At 61.9% G+C, this 23,797-nt stretch carries 29 protein-coding genes and 1 pseudogene; 17 read left to right on the forward strand and 13 right to left on the reverse strand.

Features of this window, described 5'->3' with window-relative positions; all coding sequences use genetic code 11:
- Positions 1-177 precede the first annotated feature (177 nt).
- On the forward strand, positions 178-564 hold the full coding sequence (locus A3AU_RS0104300; protein WP_027051697.1) for a SecDF P1 head subdomain-containing protein: 387 nt from the start codon (positions 178-180) through the stop codon (positions 562-564).
- A 106-nt stretch (positions 565-670) separates the two neighbouring features.
- Positions 671-2,488 (forward strand): adenine deaminase, encoded by a 1,818-nt coding sequence (gene ade, locus A3AU_RS0104305; protein WP_027051698.1) that lies wholly within the window; start codon positions 671-673, stop codon positions 2,486-2,488.
- Between the two features lie 21 nt (positions 2,489-2,509).
- On the opposite strand, the gene A3AU_RS0104310 is transcribed toward ade, so the two are convergent.
- Together A3AU_RS0104310 and A3AU_RS0104315 are read right to left on the reverse strand one after the other, a co-directional pair.
- Complete coding sequence (locus A3AU_RS0104310) at positions 2,510-3,664, reverse strand: alpha/beta hydrolase (protein WP_161633491.1); 1,155 nt, start codon at positions 3,662-3,664, stop codon at positions 2,510-2,512.
- A gap of 149 nt (positions 3,665-3,813) precedes the next feature.
- The gene (locus A3AU_RS0104315; protein ID WP_027051700.1) at positions 3,814-4,890 is read right to left on the reverse strand and encodes an alpha/beta hydrolase; all 1,077 of its coding nucleotides are present in this window, start codon (positions 4,888-4,890) and stop codon (positions 3,814-3,816) included.
- A gap of 391 nt (positions 4,891-5,281) precedes the next feature.
- Between A3AU_RS0104315 and ilvA the strand changes: the two genes are divergently transcribed.
- Positions 5,282-6,538, forward strand: coding sequence for a threonine ammonia-lyase IlvA (gene ilvA / locus A3AU_RS0104320; RefSeq protein ID WP_027051701.1), 1,257 nt, complete (start codon positions 5,282-5,284; stop codon positions 6,536-6,538).
- The gene (locus tag A3AU_RS0104325; protein WP_027051702.1) at positions 6,535-7,089 is read left to right on the forward strand and encodes a DUF1697 domain-containing protein; all 555 of its coding nucleotides are present in this window, start codon (positions 6,535-6,537) and stop codon (positions 7,087-7,089) included. The genes ilvA and A3AU_RS0104325 overlap by 4 nt, the downstream gene beginning before the upstream one ends.
- A gap of 5 nt (positions 7,090-7,094) precedes the next feature.
- On the opposite strand, the gene A3AU_RS0104330 is transcribed toward A3AU_RS0104325, so the two are convergent.
- Both A3AU_RS0104330 and A3AU_RS0104335 read right to left on the reverse strand, forming a co-directional pair.
- Complete coding sequence (locus tag A3AU_RS0104330) at positions 7,095-7,382, reverse strand: DUF2218 domain-containing protein (RefSeq protein ID WP_027051703.1); 288 nt, start codon at positions 7,380-7,382, stop codon at positions 7,095-7,097.
- A gap of 139 nt (positions 7,383-7,521) precedes the next feature.
- The gene (locus A3AU_RS0104335; protein ID WP_027051704.1) at positions 7,522-7,962 is read right to left on the reverse strand and encodes a VOC family protein; all 441 of its coding nucleotides are present in this window, start codon (positions 7,960-7,962) and stop codon (positions 7,522-7,524) included.
- Between the two features lie 218 nt (positions 7,963-8,180).
- Between A3AU_RS0104335 and A3AU_RS0104340 the strand changes: the two genes are divergently transcribed.
- Genes A3AU_RS0104340 through A3AU_RS0104350 form a run of 3 tightly spaced genes read left to right on the forward strand, consistent with a single transcriptional unit; the run spans position 8,181 to position 10,151 of the window.
- Positions 8,181-8,777 carry a cold-shock protein gene (locus A3AU_RS0104340; RefSeq protein ID WP_032916789.1) on the forward strand — a complete coding sequence of 199 codons (597 nt, stop codon included), beginning with the start codon at positions 8,181-8,183 and terminating at the stop codon, positions 8,775-8,777.
- 22 nt (positions 8,778-8,799) lie between these two features.
- Complete coding sequence (locus A3AU_RS0104345; protein ID WP_027051706.1) at positions 8,800-9,363, forward strand: DUF192 domain-containing protein; 564 nt, start codon at positions 8,800-8,802, stop codon at positions 9,361-9,363.
- Between the two features lie 20 nt (positions 9,364-9,383).
- Entirely contained in the window at positions 9,384-10,151 is a 768-nt protein-coding gene (locus A3AU_RS0104350) for an alpha/beta fold hydrolase (protein WP_027051707.1), read from the forward strand.
- Between the two features lie 22 nt (positions 10,152-10,173).
- Here the strand turns inward: A3AU_RS0104350 and A3AU_RS1000000137210 are convergent.
- Positions 10,174-10,461: pseudogene (locus A3AU_RS1000000137210) on the reverse strand (arginase family protein); the annotation flags it as partial.
- A 9-nt stretch (positions 10,462-10,470) separates the two neighbouring features.
- On the opposite strand from A3AU_RS1000000137210, the gene A3AU_RS1000000138770 reads away from it, so the two are divergent.
- Positions 10,471-10,773 carry a LysR substrate-binding domain-containing protein gene (locus A3AU_RS1000000138770; RefSeq protein WP_245235412.1) on the forward strand — a complete coding sequence of 101 codons (303 nt, stop codon included), beginning with the start codon at positions 10,471-10,473 and terminating at the stop codon, positions 10,771-10,773.
- Positions 10,774-10,807: 34 nt separating this feature from the next.
- On the opposite strand, the gene A3AU_RS0104365 is transcribed toward A3AU_RS1000000138770, so the two are convergent.
- The gene (locus A3AU_RS0104365) at positions 10,808-11,413 is read right to left on the reverse strand and encodes an HD domain-containing protein (protein WP_027051710.1); all 606 of its coding nucleotides are present in this window, start codon (positions 11,411-11,413) and stop codon (positions 10,808-10,810) included.
- Between the two features lie 144 nt (positions 11,414-11,557).
- Between A3AU_RS0104365 and cysE the strand changes: the two genes are divergently transcribed.
- A complete protein-coding gene (gene cysE / locus A3AU_RS0104370) occupies positions 11,558-12,406 on the forward strand; it encodes a serine O-acetyltransferase (protein WP_027051711.1) in 849 nt (282 codons plus the stop codon).
- A 152-nt stretch (positions 12,407-12,558) separates the two neighbouring features.
- Complete coding sequence (locus A3AU_RS0104375; protein ID WP_006200852.1) at positions 12,559-12,762, forward strand: DUF3126 family protein; 204 nt, start codon at positions 12,559-12,561, stop codon at positions 12,760-12,762.
- Between the two features lie 53 nt (positions 12,763-12,815).
- Here A3AU_RS0104375 and A3AU_RS0104380 read toward each other — a convergent pair whose 3' ends face one another.
- A complete protein-coding gene (locus A3AU_RS0104380; protein ID WP_027051712.1) occupies positions 12,816-13,547 on the reverse strand; it encodes a hypothetical protein in 732 nt (243 codons plus the stop codon).
- A gap of 123 nt (positions 13,548-13,670) precedes the next feature.
- On the opposite strand from A3AU_RS0104380, the gene A3AU_RS0104385 reads away from it, so the two are divergent.
- Positions 13,671-14,009 (forward strand): DUF6949 family protein, encoded by a 339-nt coding sequence (locus tag A3AU_RS0104385; protein ID WP_027051713.1) that lies wholly within the window; start codon positions 13,671-13,673, stop codon positions 14,007-14,009.
- Positions 14,010-14,129: 120 nt separating this feature from the next.
- Positions 14,130-14,657: a gamma carbonic anhydrase family protein gene (locus A3AU_RS0104390; RefSeq protein ID WP_027051714.1), complete on the forward strand. Its 528-nt coding sequence runs from the start codon at positions 14,130-14,132 to the stop codon at positions 14,655-14,657.
- 49 nt (positions 14,658-14,706) lie between these two features.
- Here the strand turns inward: A3AU_RS0104390 and A3AU_RS0104395 are convergent, their stop codons facing one another.
- The 5 genes from A3AU_RS0104395 to A3AU_RS0104415 form a co-directional block, all read right to left on the reverse strand.
- Positions 14,707-15,267, reverse strand: a complete 561-nt coding sequence (locus A3AU_RS0104395) for an ankyrin repeat domain-containing protein (RefSeq protein ID WP_027051715.1) — start codon at positions 15,265-15,267, stop codon at positions 14,707-14,709.
- Between the two features lie 119 nt (positions 15,268-15,386).
- Positions 15,387-16,145: an NYN domain-containing protein gene (locus A3AU_RS01000000134915; protein WP_032916790.1), complete on the reverse strand. Its 759-nt coding sequence runs from the start codon at positions 16,143-16,145 to the stop codon at positions 15,387-15,389.
- A gap of 186 nt (positions 16,146-16,331) precedes the next feature.
- A complete protein-coding gene (locus A3AU_RS0104405) occupies positions 16,332-16,940 on the reverse strand; it encodes a transglutaminase-like cysteine peptidase (protein WP_027051716.1) in 609 nt (202 codons plus the stop codon).
- A gap of 297 nt (positions 16,941-17,237) precedes the next feature.
- The gene (locus A3AU_RS0104410) at positions 17,238-17,855 is read right to left on the reverse strand and encodes a PilZ domain-containing protein (protein ID WP_027051717.1); all 618 of its coding nucleotides are present in this window, start codon (positions 17,853-17,855) and stop codon (positions 17,238-17,240) included.
- A 119-nt stretch (positions 17,856-17,974) separates the two neighbouring features.
- Positions 17,975-18,607, reverse strand: coding sequence for a PAS domain-containing protein (locus A3AU_RS0104415; protein WP_027051718.1), 633 nt, complete (start codon positions 18,605-18,607; stop codon positions 17,975-17,977).
- A 449-nt stretch (positions 18,608-19,056) separates the two neighbouring features.
- Here A3AU_RS0104415 and A3AU_RS0104420 point away from each other — a divergent pair, with 449 nt between their 5' ends.
- Together A3AU_RS0104420 and A3AU_RS0104425 are read left to right on the forward strand one after the other, a co-directional pair.
- On the forward strand, positions 19,057-19,815 hold the full coding sequence (locus tag A3AU_RS0104420; protein ID WP_027051719.1) for a rhomboid family intramembrane serine protease: 759 nt from the start codon (positions 19,057-19,059) through the stop codon (positions 19,813-19,815).
- Between the two features lie 88 nt (positions 19,816-19,903).
- Complete coding sequence (locus A3AU_RS0104425; protein WP_027051720.1) at positions 19,904-20,335, forward strand: CBS domain-containing protein; 432 nt, start codon at positions 19,904-19,906, stop codon at positions 20,333-20,335.
- A 50-nt stretch (positions 20,336-20,385) separates the two neighbouring features.
- Here A3AU_RS0104425 and A3AU_RS0104430 read toward each other — a convergent pair whose 3' ends face one another.
- Complete coding sequence (locus A3AU_RS0104430; protein ID WP_027051721.1) at positions 20,386-20,643, reverse strand: YjhX family toxin; 258 nt, start codon at positions 20,641-20,643, stop codon at positions 20,386-20,388.
- Positions 20,644-20,925: 282 nt separating this feature from the next.
- Here A3AU_RS0104430 and gatB point away from each other — a divergent pair, with 282 nt between their 5' ends.
- The 3 genes from gatB (at position 20,926) to A3AU_RS0104445 (ending at position 23,759) form a co-directional block, all read left to right on the forward strand.
- Positions 20,926-22,425, forward strand: coding sequence for an Asp-tRNA(Asn)/Glu-tRNA(Gln) amidotransferase subunit GatB (gene gatB, locus A3AU_RS0104435; protein ID WP_027051722.1), 1,500 nt, complete (start codon positions 20,926-20,928; stop codon positions 22,423-22,425).
- A gap of 4 nt (positions 22,426-22,429) precedes the next feature.
- Positions 22,430-22,906: a GNAT family N-acetyltransferase gene (locus A3AU_RS0104440; protein ID WP_027051723.1), complete on the forward strand. Its 477-nt coding sequence runs from the start codon at positions 22,430-22,432 to the stop codon at positions 22,904-22,906.
- Positions 22,907-23,060: 154 nt separating this feature from the next.
- Positions 23,061-23,759 carry an AIM24 family protein gene (locus tag A3AU_RS0104445; protein WP_027051724.1) on the forward strand — a complete coding sequence of 233 codons (699 nt, stop codon included), beginning with the start codon at positions 23,061-23,063 and terminating at the stop codon, positions 23,757-23,759.
- The last annotated feature ends 38 nt before the right edge of the window (positions 23,760-23,797 follow it).

Here is a 23,797-nt window from a genome sequence, read left to right on the forward strand (position 1 = left end):
CCCGGGTGAAGAGTTGGAAAAATCCAGGGAGCCAAGGTAGACCGCTTTGCGACAAAACGGAATCCTGTTTCTGGCTGCGGTGTGTCGTTCGCCAGGCGTGGCCTGGAGGCCGAGGGCACCTGGCATTGCCCAGGGGCCGTCAGCGTGCAAGATGGCCGTCTTGCTGGGAAAATTCCGATGATCAGCCTGGCTCGCCTCATCGCTGGAACGGCCATCATGCTGTTCGCCTGCGGCCTCGCCATGGCCGAGCCGTTGACTCTCGCCATTGCCAAAGCCGCGGTTGTGTCTGATCAGGCGTCGGTCCAGATGGGACTCAACCTCAAGATGACGCCGGACAGCGCAAAGGCGTTCGCCGACTTCACCAAGGCCAATGTCGGCAAGGTGGTCGATCTCAGCGTCGACGGCACCGTGGTGGCGTCACCGCGCCTGGTCGAACCGATCCTCGGCGGCGAAGTGATGCTCAACGGCACCTTCGCCCCAGGTGAACTCCAGCATCTCGCGGAACGGATTTCGGCCGGAGGTGCGAAAGTCACCGTCGAGGTCAAGGCTGAACAGCCTTTGTGAGGGCGAAGGGCTTCCGTGAACGCTGCCTAGCCCTAACCCCATCCGTTGTTTGGCGCTGGTCAAAACCAGGCAGGCTTGGCAAAGTCGCGCAAACAGGAGTCCCTTCATGGCAAAGAAGCCGGCGGCGCATGCGACGAAACCAAAACCCTGGAAGGAGATGGCGACTGATCTGGTCGACGTCGCCATGGGCCGCAAGCCCGCCGATCTCGTCATCCGCAACGGCCGTTGGGTTAACGTTCACTCCGGCGAGATCATCGCCGGCACCGACATCGCCATATCAGGCGGCCGCTTCGCCTATTGCGGGCCGAATGCCAGCCACGCCATCGGCCAGGGCACCAGGGTGGTCGACGCCGGCGGGCGCTATCTGGTGCCCGGCCTGTGCGATGCGCACATGCATGTCGAGAGCGGCATGGTGACGGTGACCGAATTCTGTCGCGCCGTCATTCCGCACGGCACCACCTCGATGTTCATCGATCCGCACGAGATCGCCAATGTGCTTGGCCTGCCCGGCGTGCGGCTGATGCATGACGAGGCGGTGGCCATGCCCATCAACGTGCATGTGCAGATGCCGTCCTGCGTGCCTTCCGCACCTGGGCTGGAGCACGCCGGCGCCGAGTTGACGGTCGCCGATGTCGCGGAAGCGATGACCTGGGAAAACATTATCGGGCTCGGCGAAGTGATGAATTTTCCGGGCGTCGCCGCCAACGATCCGGTGATGTCGGGCGAGATCGCGGCGACGGTTCGTGCCGGCAAGACCGTCGGCGGCCACTATGCCTCGCGCGATCTTGGCTTGCCGTTCCACGGCTATGTCGCCGGCGGCCCCGAGGACGATCACGAGGGCACGCGCGCCGAGGACGCCATCGCGCGCGTGCGCCAGGGCATGAAGGCCATGCTGCGGCTGGGCTCGGCCTGGTACGACGTTGCTTCGCAGATCAAGGCGGTGACCGAAGGCGGCATCGATCCGCGCAACTTCATCCTGTGCACCGACGACAGCCATTCCGGCACGTTGGTCCACGAAGGCCACATGGACCGGGTGGTGCGCCACGCCATCAGCCAAGGGTTGAAGCCGGTGACGGCGATCCAGATGGCGACGATCAACACCGCCCAGCATTTCCGGCTGGAACGCGAGATCGGTTCGATCACGCCAGGGCGGTTGGGCGACGTGCTGATTGTCTCCGATCTCGCGGCAATGACCATCGACGAGGTCTATGCGCGCGGCGTCAGGCTGGCCAAGGGCGGCAAGCTCGAGATCGACATTCCGGCCTACGACTATCCGAAGACGGCGAAGAACACCGTCAAGTTGGGCAAGAAGCTGAAGGCCGGCGATTTCGACATTGTCGCTCCCAAGGGCGCCAACGAGGTGCGTGTGCGTGTCATCGGCGTCATCGAAAACCAGGCGCCGACACGGGCGCTGGAGGCCGATCTTGCCGTCGAGGACGGGCTGGTCGCCATGGATCGCCGCAACGACGTCTGCCAGATCGCGCTGGTCGAGCGCCACAGGGGCACCGGCGGCGTCACCAACGCCTTCGTTTCCGGCTTCGGCTACATGGGCGATTGCGCCATGGCCTCGAGTGTGGCGCACGACGCCCACCACATCATCTGTGTCGGCACCAACAAGCAGGACATGGCGCTGGCGGTCAACCGGCTGGGCGAAGTCGGCGGCGGCGTCGTGCTGTTCTCCAAGGGCAAGGAACTGGCGCTGGTCGAAATGCCGATCGCCGGGCTGATGTCGGACGAGCGCGCCGAGATCGTCGCTGCCAAGGCTGAGAAACTGACCGAGGCGATGCGAAAGATGGGCTGTTCCCTGAACAACGCCTACATGCAGCATTCGCTTTTGGCGCTGGTGGTCATTCCGGAACTCAGGATTTCCGACGTCGGGCTGATCGACGTCACGACCTTCCGGAAGGTCGACCTCTTCGTCTAAGACCAGGCACCGGCGCCTCGCTCACCCGCCGGTGACGATGGTCAGCACCTTGAACGGCGTGGTGATAACGACGTCGGCGACCGAACCGACGGCCTTGCCCAGGCCTTCGCCGACATTGGCGAGATCCGCCGGGCTCTCATCGGCAGCCAGGCCGGCCGGCGTGCGCAGCCGGTTGCCAAGCAACTGCACCAGGATCGGATTGTCGGCGAATTTTGCATGGTTGAGGCCGCCGTCGCCGCCCTTGGCCTTGGTCAGGTCGACCACGGAGACGCCGTAGCTGGCGAGATCGGCCGCATTGCCATAATCGCCGACACGCGGCTTGTCGCCAGAGATAAGTGAAGACAATTTGAGCGCCCGGTCATCGGCTGACAGCAGCACGGCAAACGGCTTGTCCGGCTTGCCGTAGCGTATCATCTGCTTCTTGAACACGTCGACATCGATGTCGGGTGAAGCCAGGACGACATAGCCGAGCTTGCCGCCGAGATCGCGGTCGCCAGTGATGGCGAGCTGGCGCAACGCCTCCATCGTCAGCCAGGTACCCATCGAATGGGCGATGATGTCGATGCTCTTGACCCGTGTCTTGGCGAGCATCCTGAGCGTCGCCTCGAGATCGTCACGAGCGGCGTTGGCGCTGTCCTTGTCGTAGATATAGCCCGTCGTCTTGGCGCTCGAGGCCCATGAGAACAGCACCGGCGTGCCCGGATATTTCGTGTCGTGGGCGATCTGCGTCAGCCGGTAGATGCCATCGTCGAAGCCGTTGTTGAAGCCATGCACGAAAACCAGCGCGCGGTCGCCACGCATGGCGATGTCGGCGCCGACCGCCTTGGCGAATTGCGGCGCATCGGCGTAGTGGACGACATCGGTGGCGGTGAATTGCTTGGCCGGGTTCGAGTTGGCCGAACCCTTGGCCCGCTCGATAGCTCCGACCTGGTGGACTTTCGGCACGGTGACATCAACGCGGGCGTAGCTGGTGGTCAAGGAGCGATCGCCGTCGAATACCTGCCGCGAATCCTTGGTCGCCTGCTGCCGGGTGGTGGCGACGAAAATTTCGTGGGTGGCGGCGATGTCGGAGGCAGGCACGGTGACCGTCGTCTTGTTGAGCAGATCGTGCGTATTACCGGCGCAGCCGGCGACCAGCAGCGTCAGGGTTACGGCGACGAAACGGTTGAAGCGCAAGGTCAAGCGCCGGCTCCCATGACGGGGGACGTCAAAAACATGACGCCGCTCGCTCTTCCGATAAAGCCAGAGACCGGCGCGGTCCAGTTCAAAGTGAGCTGATGCCTCCGCAATGGTGAACAGGCACGGCGAAACCCGTGGCGCCGCATCTACTGCCCGAGCAGGCTGATCCGGTCGGTCACGTCCCGGTCGCTGGCAAAGCCGTCATCCTCACGCAGCCGCTGGCCGATCATCTTCACCAGGGTTGGATTGTCGGCGAATTTCGTGTGGTTGAAGCTGTCGCTGCCCTTGACCTTGGAGAGATCGACCACCGTCACGCCATAGGAGGCAAGGTCGGCGGCATCCTTGTAGTCGCCGACGCGTGGCCGCGAGCCGGCGATCAGGCCGGACAGCCTCAGCGCGCGGTCGTCATCCGACAAGAGCAGGATGAACGGCTTGTCGGGCTTGCCGTAGCGCCGCATCTGGCTCTTGAACACGTCGACGTCGATATCGGGCGATGCCAGCACCACGTCGCCCAGCTTGCCGCCCAGGTCACGGTCGCCGCTGATGGCCATCTGGCGCAGCGTTTCCATGGTCACCCAGGTTCCCATCGAATGCGCGACAATGTCGATGCGCCGCGCGCCGGACTGCTGCAGCATGCGCAAGGTCACTTCGAGCTGGTCGCGGGCGGCGCTGGCGCTTTCCTTGTCGTAGACATAGTCGGTGGTCTTGGCGCCCGACGCCCAGGAAAACAGCACCGGCGTGCCTGGGTAGCCGGAATCGTGGACGATCTGGGTCAGGCGGTAGACCGCGTCGTCGAAGCCGGTGTTGTAGCCGTGGACGAAGACCATGACGCGGCCGCCGCGTGCCGCGATATCGGCGTTGAGCGCGCTGGAGAATTTCGGCTGCGTGTCGTAGCCGACAACCTCGGAAGCCATGAAATATTTCGTCGGGTCATCCGACTTGCCGCGTGAGCGCCGTTCGATCTGACCGGTCTGGTGGACGCCTGGCACGGTGACGTTGACGCGGGCATAGTTCAGCGTGGCCGAGCGCTCGCCGTCGAAAACTTTGTTGGGATCGTCGGATTTCTTGCGCGTCGTGGCAATGAAGATCGAGTGATTGCCAGCGATTTCCGTCACCGGCACGGACATGACGGCGCTGCCGAGCAGTTCCTCGGTTCTACGGCCGCCGCCGCAGCCTGCCACCAGCAAGGCAAGCACAAGAATGCAAATCGTCTTCAAATGCACGTCAAAATTCCACTCGAGCCCAAAAGGGCATCCACCCTCCGCGACATCTCCCCAGCAGGCGAAGTGCGGCGGAAGTAAGTCGTGTCCAGCCGAAATGTGACCGGCATCCGGCCACGGCCGTCGCACTGTTGCGTGAAAGCCAATGGCGGTGGGGGTGGCTGAAGGTGGGAGGAAGGGGCAGCGTCCTCTGTCGGCGGGATGCCGCGCACGGCACCCGTTACGTTCGCTCCACCGCGAGGCGACTTTCATGAACAAATGCCTCCAAGTGGCTGCACGCAAGCCAGGAATTCGCCGTGGCGGATGTGAGCGCTACGGGACAATGGTCTTGAGGGACCGGATATGCGATAGGCTGGTGTCTTACGCGCCTGCGGGCGGTTCGGGATGATCTGCCATGACAAGTTTTTCTTCGCGCGTCGCTACCGCTGCTGCCGCGATCCGCCAGATCTTTCTGGCAACGCCGCTGCAGGAAAACGACTATTTGTCGAGAAAGACCGGGGCTCGGGTGCTGTTGAAGCGCGAGGACCTGAGCCCGGTGCGCTCCTACAAGATCCGCGGCGCCTTCAACTTCTTTCGCAAGGCGCTTGCCGCCGGCAATCAGGCCGAACTGTTCGTCTGCGCCTCGGCCGGCAACCACGCGCAGGGTTTCGCCTTCGTCTGCCGCCATTTCGGCAAGAAGGGTGTCGTGTTCATGCCGGTGACGACGCCGCAGCAGAAGATCGACAAGACCCGGCTGTTCGGTGGCGATTTCGTCGAGATCAGGCTGGTCGGAGACTTTTTCGACGACTGCTATCGCGCCGCCTTCGAATTCACTGAAAGCTCCGGCGCCCACATGGTGCCGCCCTTTGACCACAAGGACATCATCGAGGGGCAGGCGACGGTCGCCTATGAGATCGCGGACCAGATGCCGGGCTCACGCATGCCCGACATCATCATGCTGCCGGTCGGCGGCGGCGGGCTCGCCGCCGGCGTAACGCATTATTTCGCTGATCAGGACCGAGAGGCGCGTTTCGTCTTCTGCGAGCCGGCCGGAGCGCCGAGCCTGCATGACAGCCTCGCGGCGGGAAGGCGGCTGAAGCTCGCCAAGGTCGATAACTTCGTCGATGGTGCGGCGGTTGCCGAGATCGGCCGCGAACCCTTGCGGTTTCTCAAGGATTTTGCCGCCGACACGGTGCGGCTGATCCCGGAAAACCGGCTCTGCGCGACGATGATCGAGATGCTCAACGTCGAAGGCGTCGTGCTCGAGCCGGCCGGCGCGTTGGCGATCGACGCATTGAAGGATTTTTCCAGGAAGGAGATCCGGGGCAAGACCATTGTCGCGGTGGTCTCGGGCGGCAATTTCGATTTCGAGCGGCTGCCGGACGTCAAGGAACGGGCGCTGCGCTACGAGGGGCTGAAGAAGTACTTCATCATCCGCTTCCCGCAACGGCCGGGCGCGCTGCGCGACTTTCTCGAAATGCTGGGCCCGGACGACGACATTGCGCGTTTCGAGTATCTGAAGAAGTCGGCGCGCAATTTCGGCTCGGTGCTGATCGGCATCGAAACCAAGGACCGTCGCAACTTCGACCTGCTGAAGGCGAATTTCGAGGCCGAGGGCGTCCAGTATCAGGACATCACCGACAACGAGACGCTGGCGGGGTTCATCATATGAGCGGAAAAATCTTCATCGCTTTGTTTTCCGGCATCAATGTCGGCGGCAACCGCATCGTCGAGATGGCGGAGCTGCGCTCGTTCTTCGAGGATCTCGGCTTTTCCGGCGTCGCCAGCTATGTGCAGAGTGGCAATGTCGTTTTCCGGGCCGGCAAGGGCGACGCCGCCACGCTGACCAAACAGATCGAAACGGCTTTCGCAACGAAATGGGGCTTTCATTCGCGCATCATGGTGCGCGATCTCACCTGGCTCGAACGGCTGGTGAGCCAAAATCCCTATCCGGAAGCGGCCGCCGACCACACCAAGCTCCATGCCTACGCGCTGGAGCGTGAGCCGACCGTCGATGAGGTGGCGCGGCTGGCTGAAAAATGCACCGGTCCCGAGCGCTTCGAGGTCAAGGGCGATGTGCTCTACTTGCATGCGCCGGACGGGCTCGGCAAATCCGTGTTCGCCAACCTTATTGGGCGCGTTCTCAAGGTGCCGGGCACCGCGCGCAACTGGCGCTCGGTGCTGGCGCTGCTGGAAATGGCCGGCCAGGCAGGCAAGAACTAAGCTGGTTACGCGGTCAGTTTCCAGTCGAAGGTCAGTTCCTCGCGGAAAGCAAAGCGTTTGATGTGATCGGCGACGACGCTTTCCAGCCGCTCGATCGACCCGGCTTCGTCGGTCGACACCGTGATGTGCAGCATGCTCGCATCGGCATCCATGATGGTGCGGCCGAGCGACAGATCGATCGTGCCATGGGTGGGATCGAATTCGACCGGGAATTTGTGCGCCCAGTGCTTGCACAATTGCTGCAGGTAGCGGCTGGCATGTTCGGTGGCGACGTCGGCGTGGCTGGACGGCATGGTGGAATTCTCCGCGGGCAGGCGCCCATTTGCAAGGCAATGCGCCGGCGCTGTCGCCGGCGCGATTTCGCACAGATAGGCGTCGTCTTGCCGAACGCCAACGGCTGGCGGGCGGTATCCGCCGGTGTCAGGTCGACGCCTACCAGCTTCCGGTGTTGGGCATCGAAGCCCAGGGTTCGGCCTTGGCCTTCGCCGGACCTTTCTGCAGCAGCTCGATCGAGATGCCGTCCGGCGACCGGATGAAGGCCATGTTGCCGTCGCGCGGCGGCCGGTTGATGATCACGCCATTGTCCATCAGATGCTGGCAGGTGGCGTAGATGTCGTCGACCTCATAGGCGAGGTGACCGAAATTGCGCCCGCCCTTGTAATCTTCCGGATCCCAGTTGTAGGTCAGTTCGACCAACGGCGCCTTGTTGTTGACGCCGCTCTCCTCGTCTTCGGAAGCGGCGAGGAAGATCAGCGTGAAGCGGCCCTGTTCGTTTTCGTAGCGGCGGACCTCCTTCAGTCCGAGCTTGTTGCAGTAGAAATCGAGTGAGGCATCGACATCGGTGACGCGGACCATGGTGTGCAGATAGCGCATGGGATTTTCCTCGGTATGTTTGGGTTGCGGCGCAACATAGGGTCGGCCCGCTGAAAGGGCAATCTCGGCGGCCGGCGATGCCGGCAAAGAACAAATCCGGTATTCCCGCAATGAACCGTGAAAAAAGGCAGGGAAGGTCTTGCACACACCGGAAGCCGCGGTGTTAATCTGGCGTCAAGAATCAGTTGCGGTGTTCTTGCAAAAAAGGGGGCATTCTTATGGGGGAAAAGGCCTCTTTGACGGGGCGGGCCGGAACCCTTGGCGACGCCTTGACGCGCGACGAAGGCGGCGATGCCGCCGACCTGACCGAAATTGCCGGCGCCATCAAGTGGTTCGATGTGGCCAAGGGCTACGGGTTCATCCTTCCCGATGACGGTGTCTCGGGCGATATCCTCCTCCATGTGACATGTCTTCGGCGGGACGGCTTCCAGACAGCCCTGGAAGGCGCGCGCGTGGTTTGCCTCGTCAAGCAGGGCGATCGCGGGCTGCAGGCGTTCCGCGTGCTTTCCATGGATGTCACCACCGCCGTCCATCCCGCGGAAATGCAGGAACAGCGCACCCATGTCGCGGTTACGCCGGAGAGCGGGCTCGAACGCGCCCTGGTCAAATGGTTCAACCGCACCAAGGGCTTCGGTTTCCTGACGCGCGGCGAAGGCACCGAGGACATTTTCGTCCATATGGAGACCTTGCGCCGCTACGGCATCACCGAGCTTCGGCCGGGGCAAGTTGTGCTTGTCCGTTTCGGGCGCGGTGACAAAGGCCTTATGGCCGCCGAAATTCACCCCGATATGGGCACCTTGCCGGTCTCGCATTAGGGCGACTGGCCGAGGATTTCATATGTCTCACAGGAATTCGCTGACGGCGGGCGTGATGTGCGCCGTTGCTGCATTCATGATCGGCGCAGGCGCTTTCTTCTATTTCCAGGTCCCCGGCGCGGCCGATGGCCGGGCAATGATCCTGCCCGTCGACCCTGCACCGCTGGTCGCGGTGACGAAAGGCGGTGAACGATCCTTCTCGATCGAAGTCGCCGACACCGAAGCCGAGCGTGAGGCCGGCTTGATGTTTCGCGAGGACATGGCAGCCGACCATGGCATGCTGTTCGTCTTCGACGAGACACGCGAGGTCAGTTTCTGGATGAAGAATACGCCGATGCCGCTCGACCTGATCTTTGTCGGCCAGGACGGCAGGATACGCGCCATCAAGAAAGGGGAGCCGCAATCCGAGGCGATCGTCTCGCCCGGTGAGCCGGTCCGTTTCGTGCTCGAGCTCAAGGCCGGCACCGCCGCCCGGGACGGCATCGCCGACGGTGATCTTTTGCGCCATCCGGCGATCGGCACGGCATCGGGTCCCGGCATGCCACCGGCGGACAAGGGCGATTCTCCCAATGTCGGCTCGAAGTGAGCGTGGAAGATCGCCTGCCGATGCAGTTTTTTCCTCATGATGGCTTCGATCTTGCCTTCCTCGACCGCCAGCCGGCATCGGGCGCTGGCGATCCCGTGCTCATGATCCACGGCTTCGCCTCGACCCACTACGTCAACTGGGTGTCGCCGGGCTGGTTCAAGACGCTCAACGAAGCTGGGTATCGCGCCATCGCCTTCGACAACCGCGGCCACGGCTCGTCGTCGAAGAGCTATGACGAAGCCGATTACTCGCCCGCGAAAATGGCGTCGGACGCGGCCGCCCTGCTCGATCGTCTCGGCATCGAACGCGCCCATGTCATGGGCTATTCGATGGGCGCGCGCATCGCGGCGTTCTTGGCGCTGTCCGACCCGGACAAGGTGGCGACGCTGGTCTTTGGTGGCCTTGGCATCGGCATGATCGACGGCGTCGGTGATTGGGATCCGATTGCCGACGCACTGCTTGCCGACGATCCGACTGCCACCACCCATCCGCGCGGCCGCTCTTTCCGCGCTTTCGCCGACCAGACCCGCAGCGACCGCCGGGCGCTCGCCGCCTGCATCGCCAAATCGCGGGAATTGCTGAGCGAGCAGGACATTGCCCGCATCGCCCAGCCGACGCTGGTCGCCGTCGGCACGATGGACGATATTGGCGGTTCGCCCGATGAGCTTGCCGCCCTGATGCCGAACGCCAGGGCTTTCCACATCGAGGGCAGGGACCATATGCTGGCGGTCGGGGACAAGACCTTCAAGCAACGCGTGCTGGAGTTCTACGCCGAATATCCGCTTTGATCCCGCGCGCGGGTGTCTGGGCTCAGTCCGGCGCCCTTGCTCCTTGCACCGACTTCGCCAGCACGCACAGCAGTTCGAACATCATCGTCGCGCCCGCCAGCGCCGTCATGCCGCCGAGATCGAATGGCGGCGCCACCTCCACGACATCGGCGCCGACAATGGTCAATCCGTCGAGCAGGCGCACCATTTCCTGCGCCTCGCGGGTGGTAAAGCCGCCGAGCTCGGGCGTGCCGGTTCCCGGCGCCATGGATGGGTCGATGCAGTCGATGTCGAAGGTCACATAGGTCGGTCCGGTTCCGGCGATGCCGCGCGGTTTTCGGTGCGCAGCTATCGGCATTTCGACGATCTCTATCTGGTCGGCCATCCCAGGGCGAGCGCGTCGGTCGTTCACATGGAGGCGCAGTTGATGCTGATCCTGTCGGGCAACTTCATCGGCTTCCTGCCATGCCACTTCGCCGATCCGTGGGTCGCGGCCGGAGACATGCGGGCGATCAGGCCAAGCGCCTACTCTTTCAGTTCCATCCACCGCGTCGCCTATCGCAAGACCGACGCCCAGCGCTCGCTTGTTCAGGCGTTTCTCGCAGCCCTCTTCGGGACAACGCCCCTGTCCGGATCCGCCTAGATCCAAGGCAATCCCGCAAGCGCGCCAGGCGCGGTCAGGACGGTTCTTGCAAGGTCTCCAGCGAGCGCGCCATGTTGAGCCTCGCCTGCGGCTCGAAGCGCTCCCGGAACTCCTCTGTGTGGAAGATGTGCGGGCGGGCGAGGAAATCCTTCAGCACCGCACCCCGGCCGGCACGCCACATCGGCTCCTCCACCCAGTCGTATTCGCAGCGGACCGCGCGTTCATAGGCGTCGAACGCATCCGGCGCGGCACCCAGGATCGACAGGTCCATATCAAGAAACAGGCTGGCGTCGCGTGTGGCCGCCGCGTCGTCGAACCGCGTCAGCTTGTGCGCGGCGGTGGCGACGATCATCGCGCTGATGCGGTCGAGGCGCTCGGCATCGACGCGGCCCGCGAGTTTTTTCTCGGCAAGCGCGGCGCTTCTGATCTCATTGTCCTTGGCTCTGCTGTCGTAGATGGCGTCATGGAACCAGATCGCCGCTTCGACGGCCTGCGGGTCATCGAGCAGCGCGCGATAATCGCCGGCCAGCGCCAGCATCGCCTCGATATGCGCAAGGTTATGGTAGTGGCGATTCCCGGCGCTGTAGAGCGCCGACAGCGCGGTTTTCAGGGCCATGTCGATCAAGGGTTCGTTTTCCATGGCTGCTTGAATTCCTGCGAACCAAATCCATTTGACGAAGCACTAAGGAAAATTGAGTTCAATCATGCTATGATCTGCCTTATATGTGCGGCCAGACAACGGGCAAGCACAACCGGCAAGCCAGCAGGACGCAGGACGACGTCGATGAATAGCATCAGCATTTCCCGCCACAGCGCGTTGCAGCCGGTCGATCCGATCTGGCGTTCGATCCGCGACGAAGCGATGGAGGCGGTCAACCGTGATCCGCTTCTCGCGGCGTTCCTCTATTCGACGATCCTCAATCAGGAAAGCCTGGAAGAGGCCGTCATCCACCGGATCGCCGAGCGGCTTGCCCATCAGGACATCGGCTCCGATCTGATCCGCCAGACCTTCAAGACCATGCTGGCCGACGACAAGGAATGGCCGACGACCGTGCGTGTCGACATCCAGGCCTACTACGACCGTGATCCGGCCTGCGACCGCTTCATCATGCCGGTGCTCTATTTCAAGGGCTTTCATGCCATCCAGACCCATCGGCTGGCGCATTGGCTGTGGAACCAGGGCCGCAAGGATTTCGCCCTGTACCTGCAGAGCCGTTCGTCCTCGGTCTTCCAGACCGACATCAACCCGGCCGCGCGCATCGGCAAGGGTATCTTCATTGATCATGCCACCGGCCTCGTCGTCGGCGAGACCGCGGTCATCGAGGACGACGTGTCGATCCTGCATGGCGTGACGCTGGGCGGTACCGGTAAGGCCGGTGGCGACCGCCACCCCAAGATTCGCCGTGGCGTGCTGATCGGCGCCGGCGCCAAGATTCTCGGCAACATCGAGATCGGCCATTGCTCGAAGGTCGCCGCCGGTTCGGTGGTGCTGTCGCCCGTGCCGCATAACAAGACGGTTGCCGGCGTGCCGGCCCGGGTCGTCGGCGAGACCGGCTGCGACCAGCCGTCACGCCAGATGGACCAGCTTCTGCCGTCGCAGAAGATGGACCAGGTGATCAGCTTCGATATCTGATTCCGCGCCGGCGCGCTTGTCCGGCGTTATTGCGATTTTGCCAACGGTGCTGCCGCTTCCGGTGCAATACGGCCGGCTTGCCTTTACATCGCCATTGTCGACGTGCCAGAAGCGCCGTTCAAACCAGCAAGCCCGATGATCGGAGAAGACTGTTGAAGCCGGACGAAATCAGAAAGCTGGACGCCTATTTCAAGCGCGTCTTCCAGAACCCTAAGCTTGAGGTCAAGGCACGGCCGCGCAAGGAAGATTCGGCCGAAGTGTATGTCGGTGACGAGTTCCTCGGCATCGTTTTCAAGGACGAGGATGACGGCGACTACAATTTCTCGATGGCGATCCTCGACATCGATCTGGCCTGAGCCGCGAGCCGATGGCGGCCGCGCAGAGCGCGGTCGGCCTCGGCATCTGTCAGTCAATGGCCGGGCTTCAGAATCCGCCCGGCCTCTGCCGTCATCGCCGCGTCGAGCGCTTGCCAATCGCCCAGGAATTCCTTGGGAAAACGATAGGTGAGGCTGAGATCGTCGCCGACATGGATGTCTCGCTCGCAGGGCGCCAGCGATTGACCGGCACTCGGCCCGCTCAGGCAGCGGGCCACGAAAGGGTCCTTGCCCTGGCGCTTGCCGACCACCAGCACCTCTTTCAAATAGCCTGATTTCTCGTTGAACCCGTAGACCGTCGTCCCGCCGGGTCCCGGAATGCCGGGTTGCACGATCAGCGCGCTGTAGATCGGCGCGAACCGGCCGCTCATGTCGCGCGACATCATCTGCGGCTCGAAGGACAGGAAGATGATGGTCCTGTTGTCTTGCGAATGGTTGAAATCGTCGCGAGCGGCCTCGCTGTAGCCGTCCATCTGGGGATAGCGCAGATAAAGGTCGAGACGCGAGGCAATGCCGTCGCGCCGGGCCTGGCCAAAGCGGATGAAATTGGCCGGCACGGAAATCACATTGTTGCCGATCACCACCCGGCGCACCGTCGTGTCGTCGGTATATCCGGCCATCGCGATGGAATGGCCGAACCATTTGCCGCCGAGGCTGATCGCTACCGACAGCAGGGCAAGTGCGGCGAACGCATGCAAGACCCTCCTCATCAGCATGGAATCGACCACGGTGAGTTCGGGGCCGTCGGCGATTGCTGCCTGCTTCATCTCGATCCTCATCCAACCGCCGTCCGCCATTGCCGGTGTCTCTCGGCGGCACACATCGAGCGGCACGGCTCTTGCAGCCTTCCTGAAACGACTGTGCGATTTCATGGTAAATGGAAGGTTAAGATGGCTGGGATGGAACTCTTCCTGTTCGCTTTTGTCGTCGGGTTGACGGTTTGCGGGCTGACGGGCTCGACGATGGAACTGGTGTCGGGCCGCAAGGTCGCCTTCGCCGAGCCTTACGTGTCGCCCTCGCATGTGCTGCGCTCGCTGGCAGTCACCGCTGGCGCCGGGCCGTTCATGCTGGTCAACGATGCGCTCGACGCCCGGCGCGAAAACCGCATTTCGACCATAGCGCTCTTGTCGTGCGGCTGCACCGCGATTGCCTGGTCCCTGGCGCTCGGCATCGTCGTGCTTGCCATTGCCTCATGGACGATCAGTCCCTTGTCGCGGCTCGGCTTTTGATGGAACCGAGCCGCTCCAACCATTCGTTTCACGCAATTCCGGACGGAAAACCGCTGCGCACTTTTCCTGGAATTGCTCTACGGTCCGGCATTCCAGCCTGAGACGATTCGGAGACCGACAATGCCGCTTTATGCGATCGACGGAACGGAGCCCAGCTTCGCGGATGCGGATTCAAACTGGATCGCGCCCGATGCGACGCTGATCGGCAACGTGAGCGTTGGCCGCAATGCCGGTTTCTGGTTCGGCGTCGTTGTCAGGGGCGACAACGAGCCTGTTGTCATCGGCGCCGATACCAATGTGCAGGAATATACCGTCATGCACACCGATCCCGGCTTCCCGCTGACCGTCGGCGAAGGCTGCACGATCGGCCACCGCGCCATGCTGCATGGCTGCACGATCGGCGACAACAGCCTGATCGGCATGGGCGCCATCGTGCTGAACGGCGCCAGGATCGGCAGGAATTCGCTGGTTGGCGCCGGCGCGCTGGTCACCGAGGGTAAGGAATTTCCAGACAATTCGCTGATCGTCGGCTCGCCGGCCAAGGCGATCAGGGTGCTGGACGATGCGGCAGTCAAAAGGTTGCGCGGCTCGGCCGCGCACTATGTCGCCAATGGCAAGCGCTTCAAGGCGGGACTGAAGGAGGTTTGAGGCCAGCCTGGCCAATACCTGTCGCCGACCGTTCTAATCGCGAGCCAAGTCACTGTCCGCTGGAGCCGCGCCCGGCCATTGCATCGCGCAGCAAGGACGCGCCGGCTTCAAAGCCGGTAATGTCGGCTTCCTCGGCAGCTGTCCTGTAGTCGTCGATCCGGGTTTCGAGCGTCGGGTCGGCGCCCGCCGCCAGAAGCAGACGGATCGCGTCGGCGCTACGAACGGCCACCGAATAGTGAAGCGGCGTCCAGTCGTTCACGCCGCGCATGTCGGGATCGGCGCCACCGTCGATCAACAGCTGGACGATTTCCAGCCGGTCTGACCGCTCGGTGGACAGTGCGGCTATGATTGCCGGAAACCCAGCGTGATCACCATAATTCGGATCCGAGCCCGCATCGAGCAAGGCCGAGATGAAGCCGACGGGGCTCCAATAGATCGCATATTCCAGCGGGTGCCCGAGGCCGAGCTCAAACGGCATGCACTCGTCGAACCAACGGGACGAGCCACCAAGGGCTTTGCCGAGACCATCGAAGTCACCGGCCCTGAAGGCCTCGTCGATCGCCTTGAACAGACGATGGCGCTCGCACCGATCTTCCGGGATTTCCAGCATGGCAGTGATCCGAGAGACGAAAGCAACGGTTGATAGTGCCTCGATCGGCTACGTGTGGAAAGGGCGGGTTGGACGTTCGGACGAGCGTGGCAACGGCGACCCCCCTGTACGCTACGCGCCTATTGCTGAGCGGATTTGTTTTTTCCCTTTTTACCAGCCACAGGCTTGATCCGGATCCGCATCGCTCCCCCTTTGGGGGCCTCAATTTCGAATTCGGCTGTGCTCCTAACCAGGTCACTCAGTTTGCCGAAACCATACGTGCGAGGGTCAAAATCGGAGAAGAGGTTCGAGAGCTGCTTTCCGAATGTGCCGAGCAGCACCCAGCCATCCTCGCTGTCCATCTGGCCAATGACTTTCTTGAGTATGGGCATCGCGGCACTGGACGATCGAAGCGGCTTTGATGCGGGCGCTGTGTCTGGGATGTTTGCCGGGCCGCGCAGAAGATTTTCCGTGTAGATGAACCGGCGGCAAGCCTGCCGAAAGCTCTCCGGCGTCTTCTGCTCGCCGAAGCCGAACACATCCACGCCCTGTTCACGTATACGGGCGGCGAGCCGTGTGAAATCACTGTCGGAAGAAACCAGACAGAAACCGTCGAAGCGGCCGCTATGGAGCAAGTCCATCGCATCGATCACCAGCGTGATATCGGAGGCGTTCTTCCCGGTGGTATAGGCGAACTGTTGCTGCGGAATGATTGCGTGCTTCGCCAATATGTCCGCCCAGCCCTTGGACCGAGTATTGGAGAAGTCGCCGTATATACGACGCACGCTTGCCTCGCCGATCTTCGCGATCTCCTCGAACAAGCCGTCGGCGATCTTGGCGGAGGTGTTGTCAGCGTCAATAAGGACCGCAAGACGTGGTGATCGAGCTTCGGTGGGCATAAAACCTCCTGCGCCGATGATATCTTCTAGAGATATCGCGATGTGGACGCCATGCCATCGAAGTTGGATCAATTTTGGCATCCACCGCCAGAAATGGCGGAGCCGGCCCGGGGACAGGGCCGGCTCCTTTGACCCGGTCGTTGGGGACGGGGAGGGTGGGGACTCGACCGGGTTTCTCGTTACGCCCTAGCGGACGCTGGCGACCGCGTCCGAGCGGCCGTCGTTGATCGTCACCCAAACGCCTGAATTCTCCGTCGATTGGCGCTTGAGATAGGTGTAATCGGTGTCCGTCCAGGACAGCACCTTGGTTTCCAGATTGTCGAGGATGAACTCGCCGAGGCTGGTGCGCACGGTCAGCACGGCATGGCCGTCGCCATTCGGCTGGCGCGCAACCGTCATCAGCAGATCACCTGCCGGCACGCCTGCGTCCATCAGTTCGCGGCGCTTCTCCAGCGCGTAGTCCTCGCAGTCGCCAAAGCCATTGTCGGGATAGGCCCAGTACTCCTCGACACCGTAGTTCTCCATGTCGGTGCGCGGCTTGATGCGGGTGTTGACGGAATTGTTGATGTTGACGATCGTCGCCCACAGCTTGCGGGTCAGGTCGACCGGCGCTCCCTTGGGCGTCTTCTCGTTGCATTCGCCAGGGATGCGCTGGCAGAATTCATAGTGGCCAACAGGCTGCGTGGTCCGTCCGCCGGTGTGCATATAGGCCGGTCCCGCGGCATATGCTGATCCCCAAGCGGAAAGCTGCATCGCCATTGCCAACAGCAACAGCTTGCCCCTCGTTTTCTTCATTTTTAGTCTCCCCGTTCGAAGGAGACATTGCCACGGCTGGATTTATTTGACGCAAAAGCGCGAAGCAGACTTTAAGTAAAACGCCAGTAGAATAAACATAAAATTTGAATCATTTGAGTATTGAATTGTTTGAATTGCCGCGGCTGCCCTACTGGGGTGCGGCATTTCCACCGCTGCCGGTAGCAGCGTCGGGCTATTCGAAGCGACGTCGATCGCTTCCGGATGGATTATCGGTGGCAGGTCTCAGGAAACAAAAACCGGCCGCGAAGGGCCGGTTTGATTGTCTGTGCGTACGGCTCAGGCGCGCGGCGTGTTGAATTCGGAATCGAGCGTTTCGGGGCGCTGGATGACGGCGAATTCAATGGCGACGCCATCCTCGAAATGGCGAACAATCTGGCCGCGCATGGTGCCGAGCATGACCTGGACGCCGATCGCCGGCTTGACATCGATCTCGATCGCGGCGCCCGACAGCGACAAATCGATGATCCGGCACTGGTATTGGCGGCCATCGGTGAGTTGCAGCACGCTGGTCGGGTTACGCGGCGCGACGCGCTCGTGGCGGCGGTCTTCCGGCAGGTCGAGCTCGTGCTTGTTGGCAAGCCAGGTCAGTTGCGCCGCCAGCTTGTCCTTCTTGCGGTCGGACGCGATCACCGTCATGGCGAAGCCGTCCTGCAGCGTGCGTGTGACGACGCCTTCGATGCGGCCGATATGGTCGATATAGGCGATGACTTTTTCGCCAGGCATGCCGATGCGATCGGTGCGCAGAGCGACATTGCCGGGCGACATATCGACAACCTGGCAAGGATGCTCGGTGCGGTCTTCCAGCATGAAACGCCCGTATATCTTGACCCGGACGCGCTGAAAGTTACGCCTTTCAGCTTGGGACGGCGCGTATTCGACCGCCGCTGACCTCATGACTGCCTACACCCCGTTTGGCATTCCCGCGCGTCGATGCGAAGGACTTCATCACAGAAGTACAACAAAGCGGGTTAACAAAGGGAAAAAACGAGCCTCCAGGACTGTGCGATCATCAACTATTCCTCGCGCCCGCCGTCGAAGACGACGAGGTGGCGGATGCGGCGCGAGCGGCCAAGCGCCGAGATCGTATCGGGCGCCTCGAGTTCGGCAGGAACAAGCGAGGGAACGTCGATCGCTGGGCGGTTGTTGAGCAGCTCTTTTTCCGGATCGATGACGCGGATCGAATCGATCATCGCGTCCGTGATCGGGTCGGCGCCGAGCCAGAACGGCTTTTCCGCGGCGCTGATCACGCCGAGGCAACGCGGGTTTTCGACGCCACCGTCAAGCGGCAAGGCAAGCAATTCGAACTTGTTGGAGCGGCCGTTGCGGCTGAACCCCTCGAAGATGATCAGTACTACCGATTTCTGATCGAAAACCCCATGAATGAGCCGTGAGATCAGGCGCTGATCCTTCTCGCGCCACAGGGACGGGAATGAAAAGCCCTTGAGCTCTCGGCCATAGCAGGCACAGAGCCTGGTGCCGGCCAGGCGGAACACGGGCTGCCCGCGCGTGTCTTTTTCCAGGATGAACGTGTCGGCCAGCAGCGACTTGATATCGGCCGGTTCTACCTCCGAGCGCTTCGGAGCAGGGCGTCCGTCACGCAGGCGGTTCCAATAATGGAACAGCGTGATCGATCCGTTTTGGTTCATGGTATGCTGCTCCGCGCATTCTGTCGTCTGATGTCCCATCGGTGAACAGAAGGGCGCCCTCCGATGACCTACATGCGTTGCGGAGCAGGAAGCGTGCCAGCGTCGTTAACACTTGTTCACGGGTCGGGGCCGTTAAGGTTAACAACTGGTTTACGTTGCGCGCGAGCAGGCCCTGTGGCACATCAAAACCACTCCAAAACGGTCGTTTTCGCGACGATCGGCAGCACTTCAGTCAAGAGTTTCAGGGGAACAGGGGACTCGACCGGCCGTTCAAGGGAAACCTTGGACGGCTTCTTTTTTGATTCGCGCCCCGTGATTCGCGGTTAACGCCGGGCGTGCTTTTCACTCATCGCAGCACCTGCGGCGTCGGTTGTTTCGAGAACAGGCTTGTTCCAAGTCAGGCATCCTTGCTCTAAAGCTCGCGCATCGAAGCCTTGGACCAGACGCATATGAGTGAACCGGTGAACCCTTCGGACCTCGAACACACGGACCCAACGCCGGAACCCCGGCGCGAACCCGTGTTCAACCTGCCGCCGATCGTGCTGGCGGTGATCGGCATTTGCGCGGCCGTCTTCCTGATTGAAAACTATCTGCTTACCACAGCGCAGGACAACGCATTCGTTTCAAACTTCGCTTTCATCCCAGTCCTCTATACCGGGCAATACGGCTTCGACTGGTTCCTGTTCACCCGGCCCTTCACATACGCCTTCATGCATGGCGGCTTTGCCCATATCGCAATCAACATGGTCTGGCTCGCCGCCTTCGGTTCGCCTCTTGCCAATCGTCTGGGCGCGCTCTGGTTCGCTCTGTTTTTTGCCTTCACAGGATTGGCTTCGGTGGCTCTGTTCTGGGCGATGCATCCCTACGGCGAGGCGCCGCTGGTTGGTGCGTCGGGTGCCATTTCAGGCATGATGGGCGCTGCCGCGCGTTTCGGTTTCCGCACCGACCGCTCGACCGGCAAGGCTGCCTTCGCCGGCCCCGTGCTGCCGATCGCGATAGTGCTGCGTTTGCGTGGCGTAGTGATCTTCCTCGCTGTTTGGATGATCATCAACCTCGCCACCGGCCTTCTCGGCTTTGCCCCCGGAGTGGACGGTCAGATCGCCTGGGAGGCCCATATTGGCGGCTTCGTCGCCGGCTTCTTTGGCTTGCGCTGGTTCGACCGGCGATGGCAGTCGCCCGAATGGGAGGCCAGCGACCACCGCACTTGAAATGCGGCCGATCACGGCGCACGATGTTCACTCTTACGTGAAAGCCGGTCTGGGCAGGGGACCGGCGGGCGAAGCAGAGGAGGACGCCATGACGGTTAAGGCAATTCTGGAAAGAAAAGGCCACGACGTGTTGACGCTCGGGCCGAACGAAAAGCTCAGCGAAGCCATCCGCATCCTGGCCGAACACAAGATCGGCGCGCTGGTCATCACCAATGGCGACCGTAAGATCGTCGGTATCCTCTCAGAGCGCGACATCGTGCGGGTCGTCGCCAAGGAAGGCGGTGCCGCGCTCGATATAGCGGTGCGTTCGGCGATGACGCCGAAGGTGAAGATCTGCAACGAGAACCACACCGTCAACGAGGTGATGGAGATCATGACGCGTGGCCGCTTCCGCCATCTGCCGGTGGAAAAGGACGGCCTGCTCGACGGCATCGTCTCCATCGGCGACGTGGTCAAGCGCCGCATCGAGGATGTCGAGCGCGAGGCCGACGAAATCAGGGCCTATATCGCCACCGCCTGAGCGGCGGAAAGGAAACCGCCGGCCGGCGACCCGACCGGCGGCTCCACAGCCTATCTGTTGTCGAGTTCGGAACGAACGAGTTCGAGTCCGCGCCTCGTGATGCGGTAGGGACCGCCAGCCGACGACGAAACCGCCTTTTTCCGCTTCAGCTTTCGAAACAGGTCGAGATCGACGCCCGGATAGTGCCAGCCGTCACGGGTCAGGCATTTGACGGAGGCGATCCGTTTCTTCTCGTTCTTTTCGATTTCAATGCGTCCGCCCTGCGCAAGCAGGTGCAGGATGCGCTGTTCAGTGCGCGAAATATCCATGTGAGAGTTTTCCGGGAAAACAAAAAAAGCCGCCGCCGCGAAAGCTTCGCGGCACGGGGTTTTTAGGTTTTCTGCCCTGCCTGGCTACGAGGTCAGGGCCCTACCGGGACTGAGCGTAAGTGGACATCCACTCTCCATTGGGATGAGCGTCCTATAAGCGAAAGCGGCTGAGAAGGCCAGCCTGCGGCTTTGCGCTTGTCTCTTTTGGCGGTTTGCACTAGCGAAGTTGCACACCAAAATATGCGTTCGCGCATATTCAGCAGTTCCAATTTGCAGGCCGCCATGTCTCTCATCGATACCCGCACGCCCGACGCAAAACGCCTCATCCCGGGCGCCACCGGCGATTGGGAAATCATCATTGGTCTCGAAGTGCATGCGCAGGTCATCTCGGAAGCAAAATTGTTCTCCGGCGCCTCGACTGCATTCGGGGCGGCCCCCAATGCCAATGTCAGTCTGGTCGATGCTGCAATGCCGGGCATGCTGCCCGTCATCAACGAAGAATGCGTCAAGCAGGCGATCCGTACCGGTCTCGGGCTGAAGGCGCAGATCAACCACAAGTCGGTTTTCGACCGGAAGAACTATTTTTATCCCGATCTGCCGCAGGGCTATCAGATCTCGCAGTTCAAGCAGCCGATCGTCGGCGAGGGCACTGTGATCGTTTCGGTCGGACCGGACCGGCAGGGCGAGTTCGAGGACATCGAGGTCGGCATCGAACGGCTGCATCTGGAACAGGATGCGGGCAAGTCGATGCACGACCAGCATCCAACCATGTCCTATGTCGACCTCAACCGCTCCGGCGTGGCGCTGATGGAGATCGTCTCCAAGCCTGACCTGCGTTCCGGCGATGAGGCCAAAGCCTATGTCACCAAGCTGCGCACCATCATGCGCTATCTCGGTACGTGCGACGGCAACATGGATGAAGGCTCGCTGCGCGCCGACGTCAACGTCTCGGTTCGCCGGCCCGGTGGCGAGTTCGGCACCCGCTGCGAGATCAAGAACATGAACTCGATCCGCTTCATCGGCCAGGCCATCGATTATGAAGCGCGCCGCCAGATCGCTATCCTCGAGGATGGCGGCAAGATCGACCAGGAAACGCGGCTGTATGATGCCGTCAAGGGCGAAACGCGCTCCATGCGCTCGAAGGAAGAAGCGCACGATTACCGCTATTTCCCCGATCCCGATCTTCTGCCGCTGGAATTCGACCAGGCCTATGTCGAGGCTTTGGCCAAAGGGCTGCCGGAACTTCCCGACGACAAGAAGGCGCGGCTCATCTCCTCGCTGGGTCTGTCGACCTACGACGCCTCGATCCTGGTGTCGGAAAAGTCGGTCGCCGACTATTTCGAGAAGGTGGCCGCCGGCCGCGATGGCAAGCTCGCCGCCAACTGGGTCATCAACGACCTGCTCGGACAGCTGAACAAGGCCGGCAAGGACATTGAAAATGCTCCGGTTTCGCCCGATCAGCTCGGCGCGGTGATCGACCTGATCAAGGATGGCACCATCTCCGGCAAGATCGCCAAGGACCTGTTCGAGATCGTCTGGAATGAAGGCGGCGATCCGCGTGCGCTGGTCGAGAGCCGTGGCTTGAAGCAGGTCACCGACACCGGCGCCATCGAGAAGGCGGTCGACGAGGTTATTGCGACCAATCCCGACAAGGTCGAACAGGCGCGCGCCAAGCCGACCATGGCCGGCTGGTTTGTCGGCCAGGTGATGAAGGCGACCGGCGGCAAGGCCAATCCGCAGGCGGTCAACGACCTCGTCAAGGCCAAGCTCGGCATCGAGTAAGACCATGTTCGTCCGCACTGCCGGCGATCGCGACCTCGCAGCCATCAGGGCATTGCTGGTTGAAACCTGGCATGCGACCTACGACGCCATATACGGCGCCGCCAAGGTCACCGAAATGACCGATGAGTGGCACTCGATCGCGTCCCTGAAAACGAGGCTGACCAAGCCGGTCAGCGAATTCGTTGTTGCCTGCGACGGCAAGCGCCTTGGCGGCGTGGCCTTTGCCGAAAGCGTCGATGGCGGCAAGCTTGTTGTCCTGAAACAGCTCTATGTGCTTCCCAGCCTGCAGGGACGGGGCATTGGCGGTATGCTGCTCGACGAGATCATCGACAGCTTCCCTGAAGCCCACGCCATCCGTCTGGAGGTGGAGGAGCAGAATTCACGCGCCATCGCCTTCTACGAAGCGAACGGTTTTCAACGATCCGGCGACGTTGGCGGGCACGCCGGGACGCTCGTCTACCAACGCCCTCTTATCGGGTGATTGCCGCGTCGAAGGCAATCCGGATCACCTTCGCGCGAGCGGCACGGCACGTGCCCGGTTTTCGTTTGACGGCCTGATGGTCACACACCAAGCTGCCGCGGCTGACCGTGCGGAAGCCGGAATGGGCTGGCGTGCAAGGCGGCGAGGGGGAATCATGCCAAGCTTGCCGGAATTGATGCCGACCCAGGTGTCGGATGAAACCTTTGGTGGCGTCACCTATCACATAGCGGGTGAGTTGGTGCCCGTGCTTTCGGTCGATGTGACGCGAATGCCTGTCTATTTCGAGCACCACATCCTGTTGTGGAAGAATTCCACCATCACCATCGGCCTGAAATCGCTGAAAGGGGCGCTGAAGCGCATGATGGCCGGTATGCAGATTTTCGTCACCGAGGCGTCGGGAGCAGGCATCATCGCCTTCAGTCGTGATGGACCGGGCCACATCGTGCCGATCCATCTCAGGCGTGGCGAGGAGATCCAGGTGCGCGAACACCAGTTCCTCGCCGCCACCGGCAACGTCGACTACACGTTCGAGCGTGTACGTGGCCTTGCAACGATGCTGTTTGGCCAGAGCGGCTTCTTCATCGACCGTTTTCGCGGCGATAGCGGCGACGGCATCGTCTGGCTGCACGGCTACGGCAATGTCTTCGAGAAGACGCTTGCCGCTGGCGAGACCATCGACATCGAGCCGGGCGGCTGGCTGTTCAAGGATAGCTCGGTCAGGATGGAAACCAAGATCGACCGGCTGTCGAGCGGCTTCTTCGGCGCCAACGTGAATTTCATCGTCAATCGCTTCACCGGTCCGGGCCGGGTCGGCATCCAGTCGATGTACCTGCATATGCCGACAGAGGAATAGCTCCGGCAGGGCCCGAGGGAGAACAAAACCGGCATCAG

Origin of the sequence: Mesorhizobium erdmanii USDA 3471 (assembly GCF_000472705.1) — a bacterium.
GTDB classification, from domain to species: domain Bacteria; phylum Pseudomonadota; class Alphaproteobacteria; order Rhizobiales; family Rhizobiaceae; genus Mesorhizobium; species Mesorhizobium erdmanii.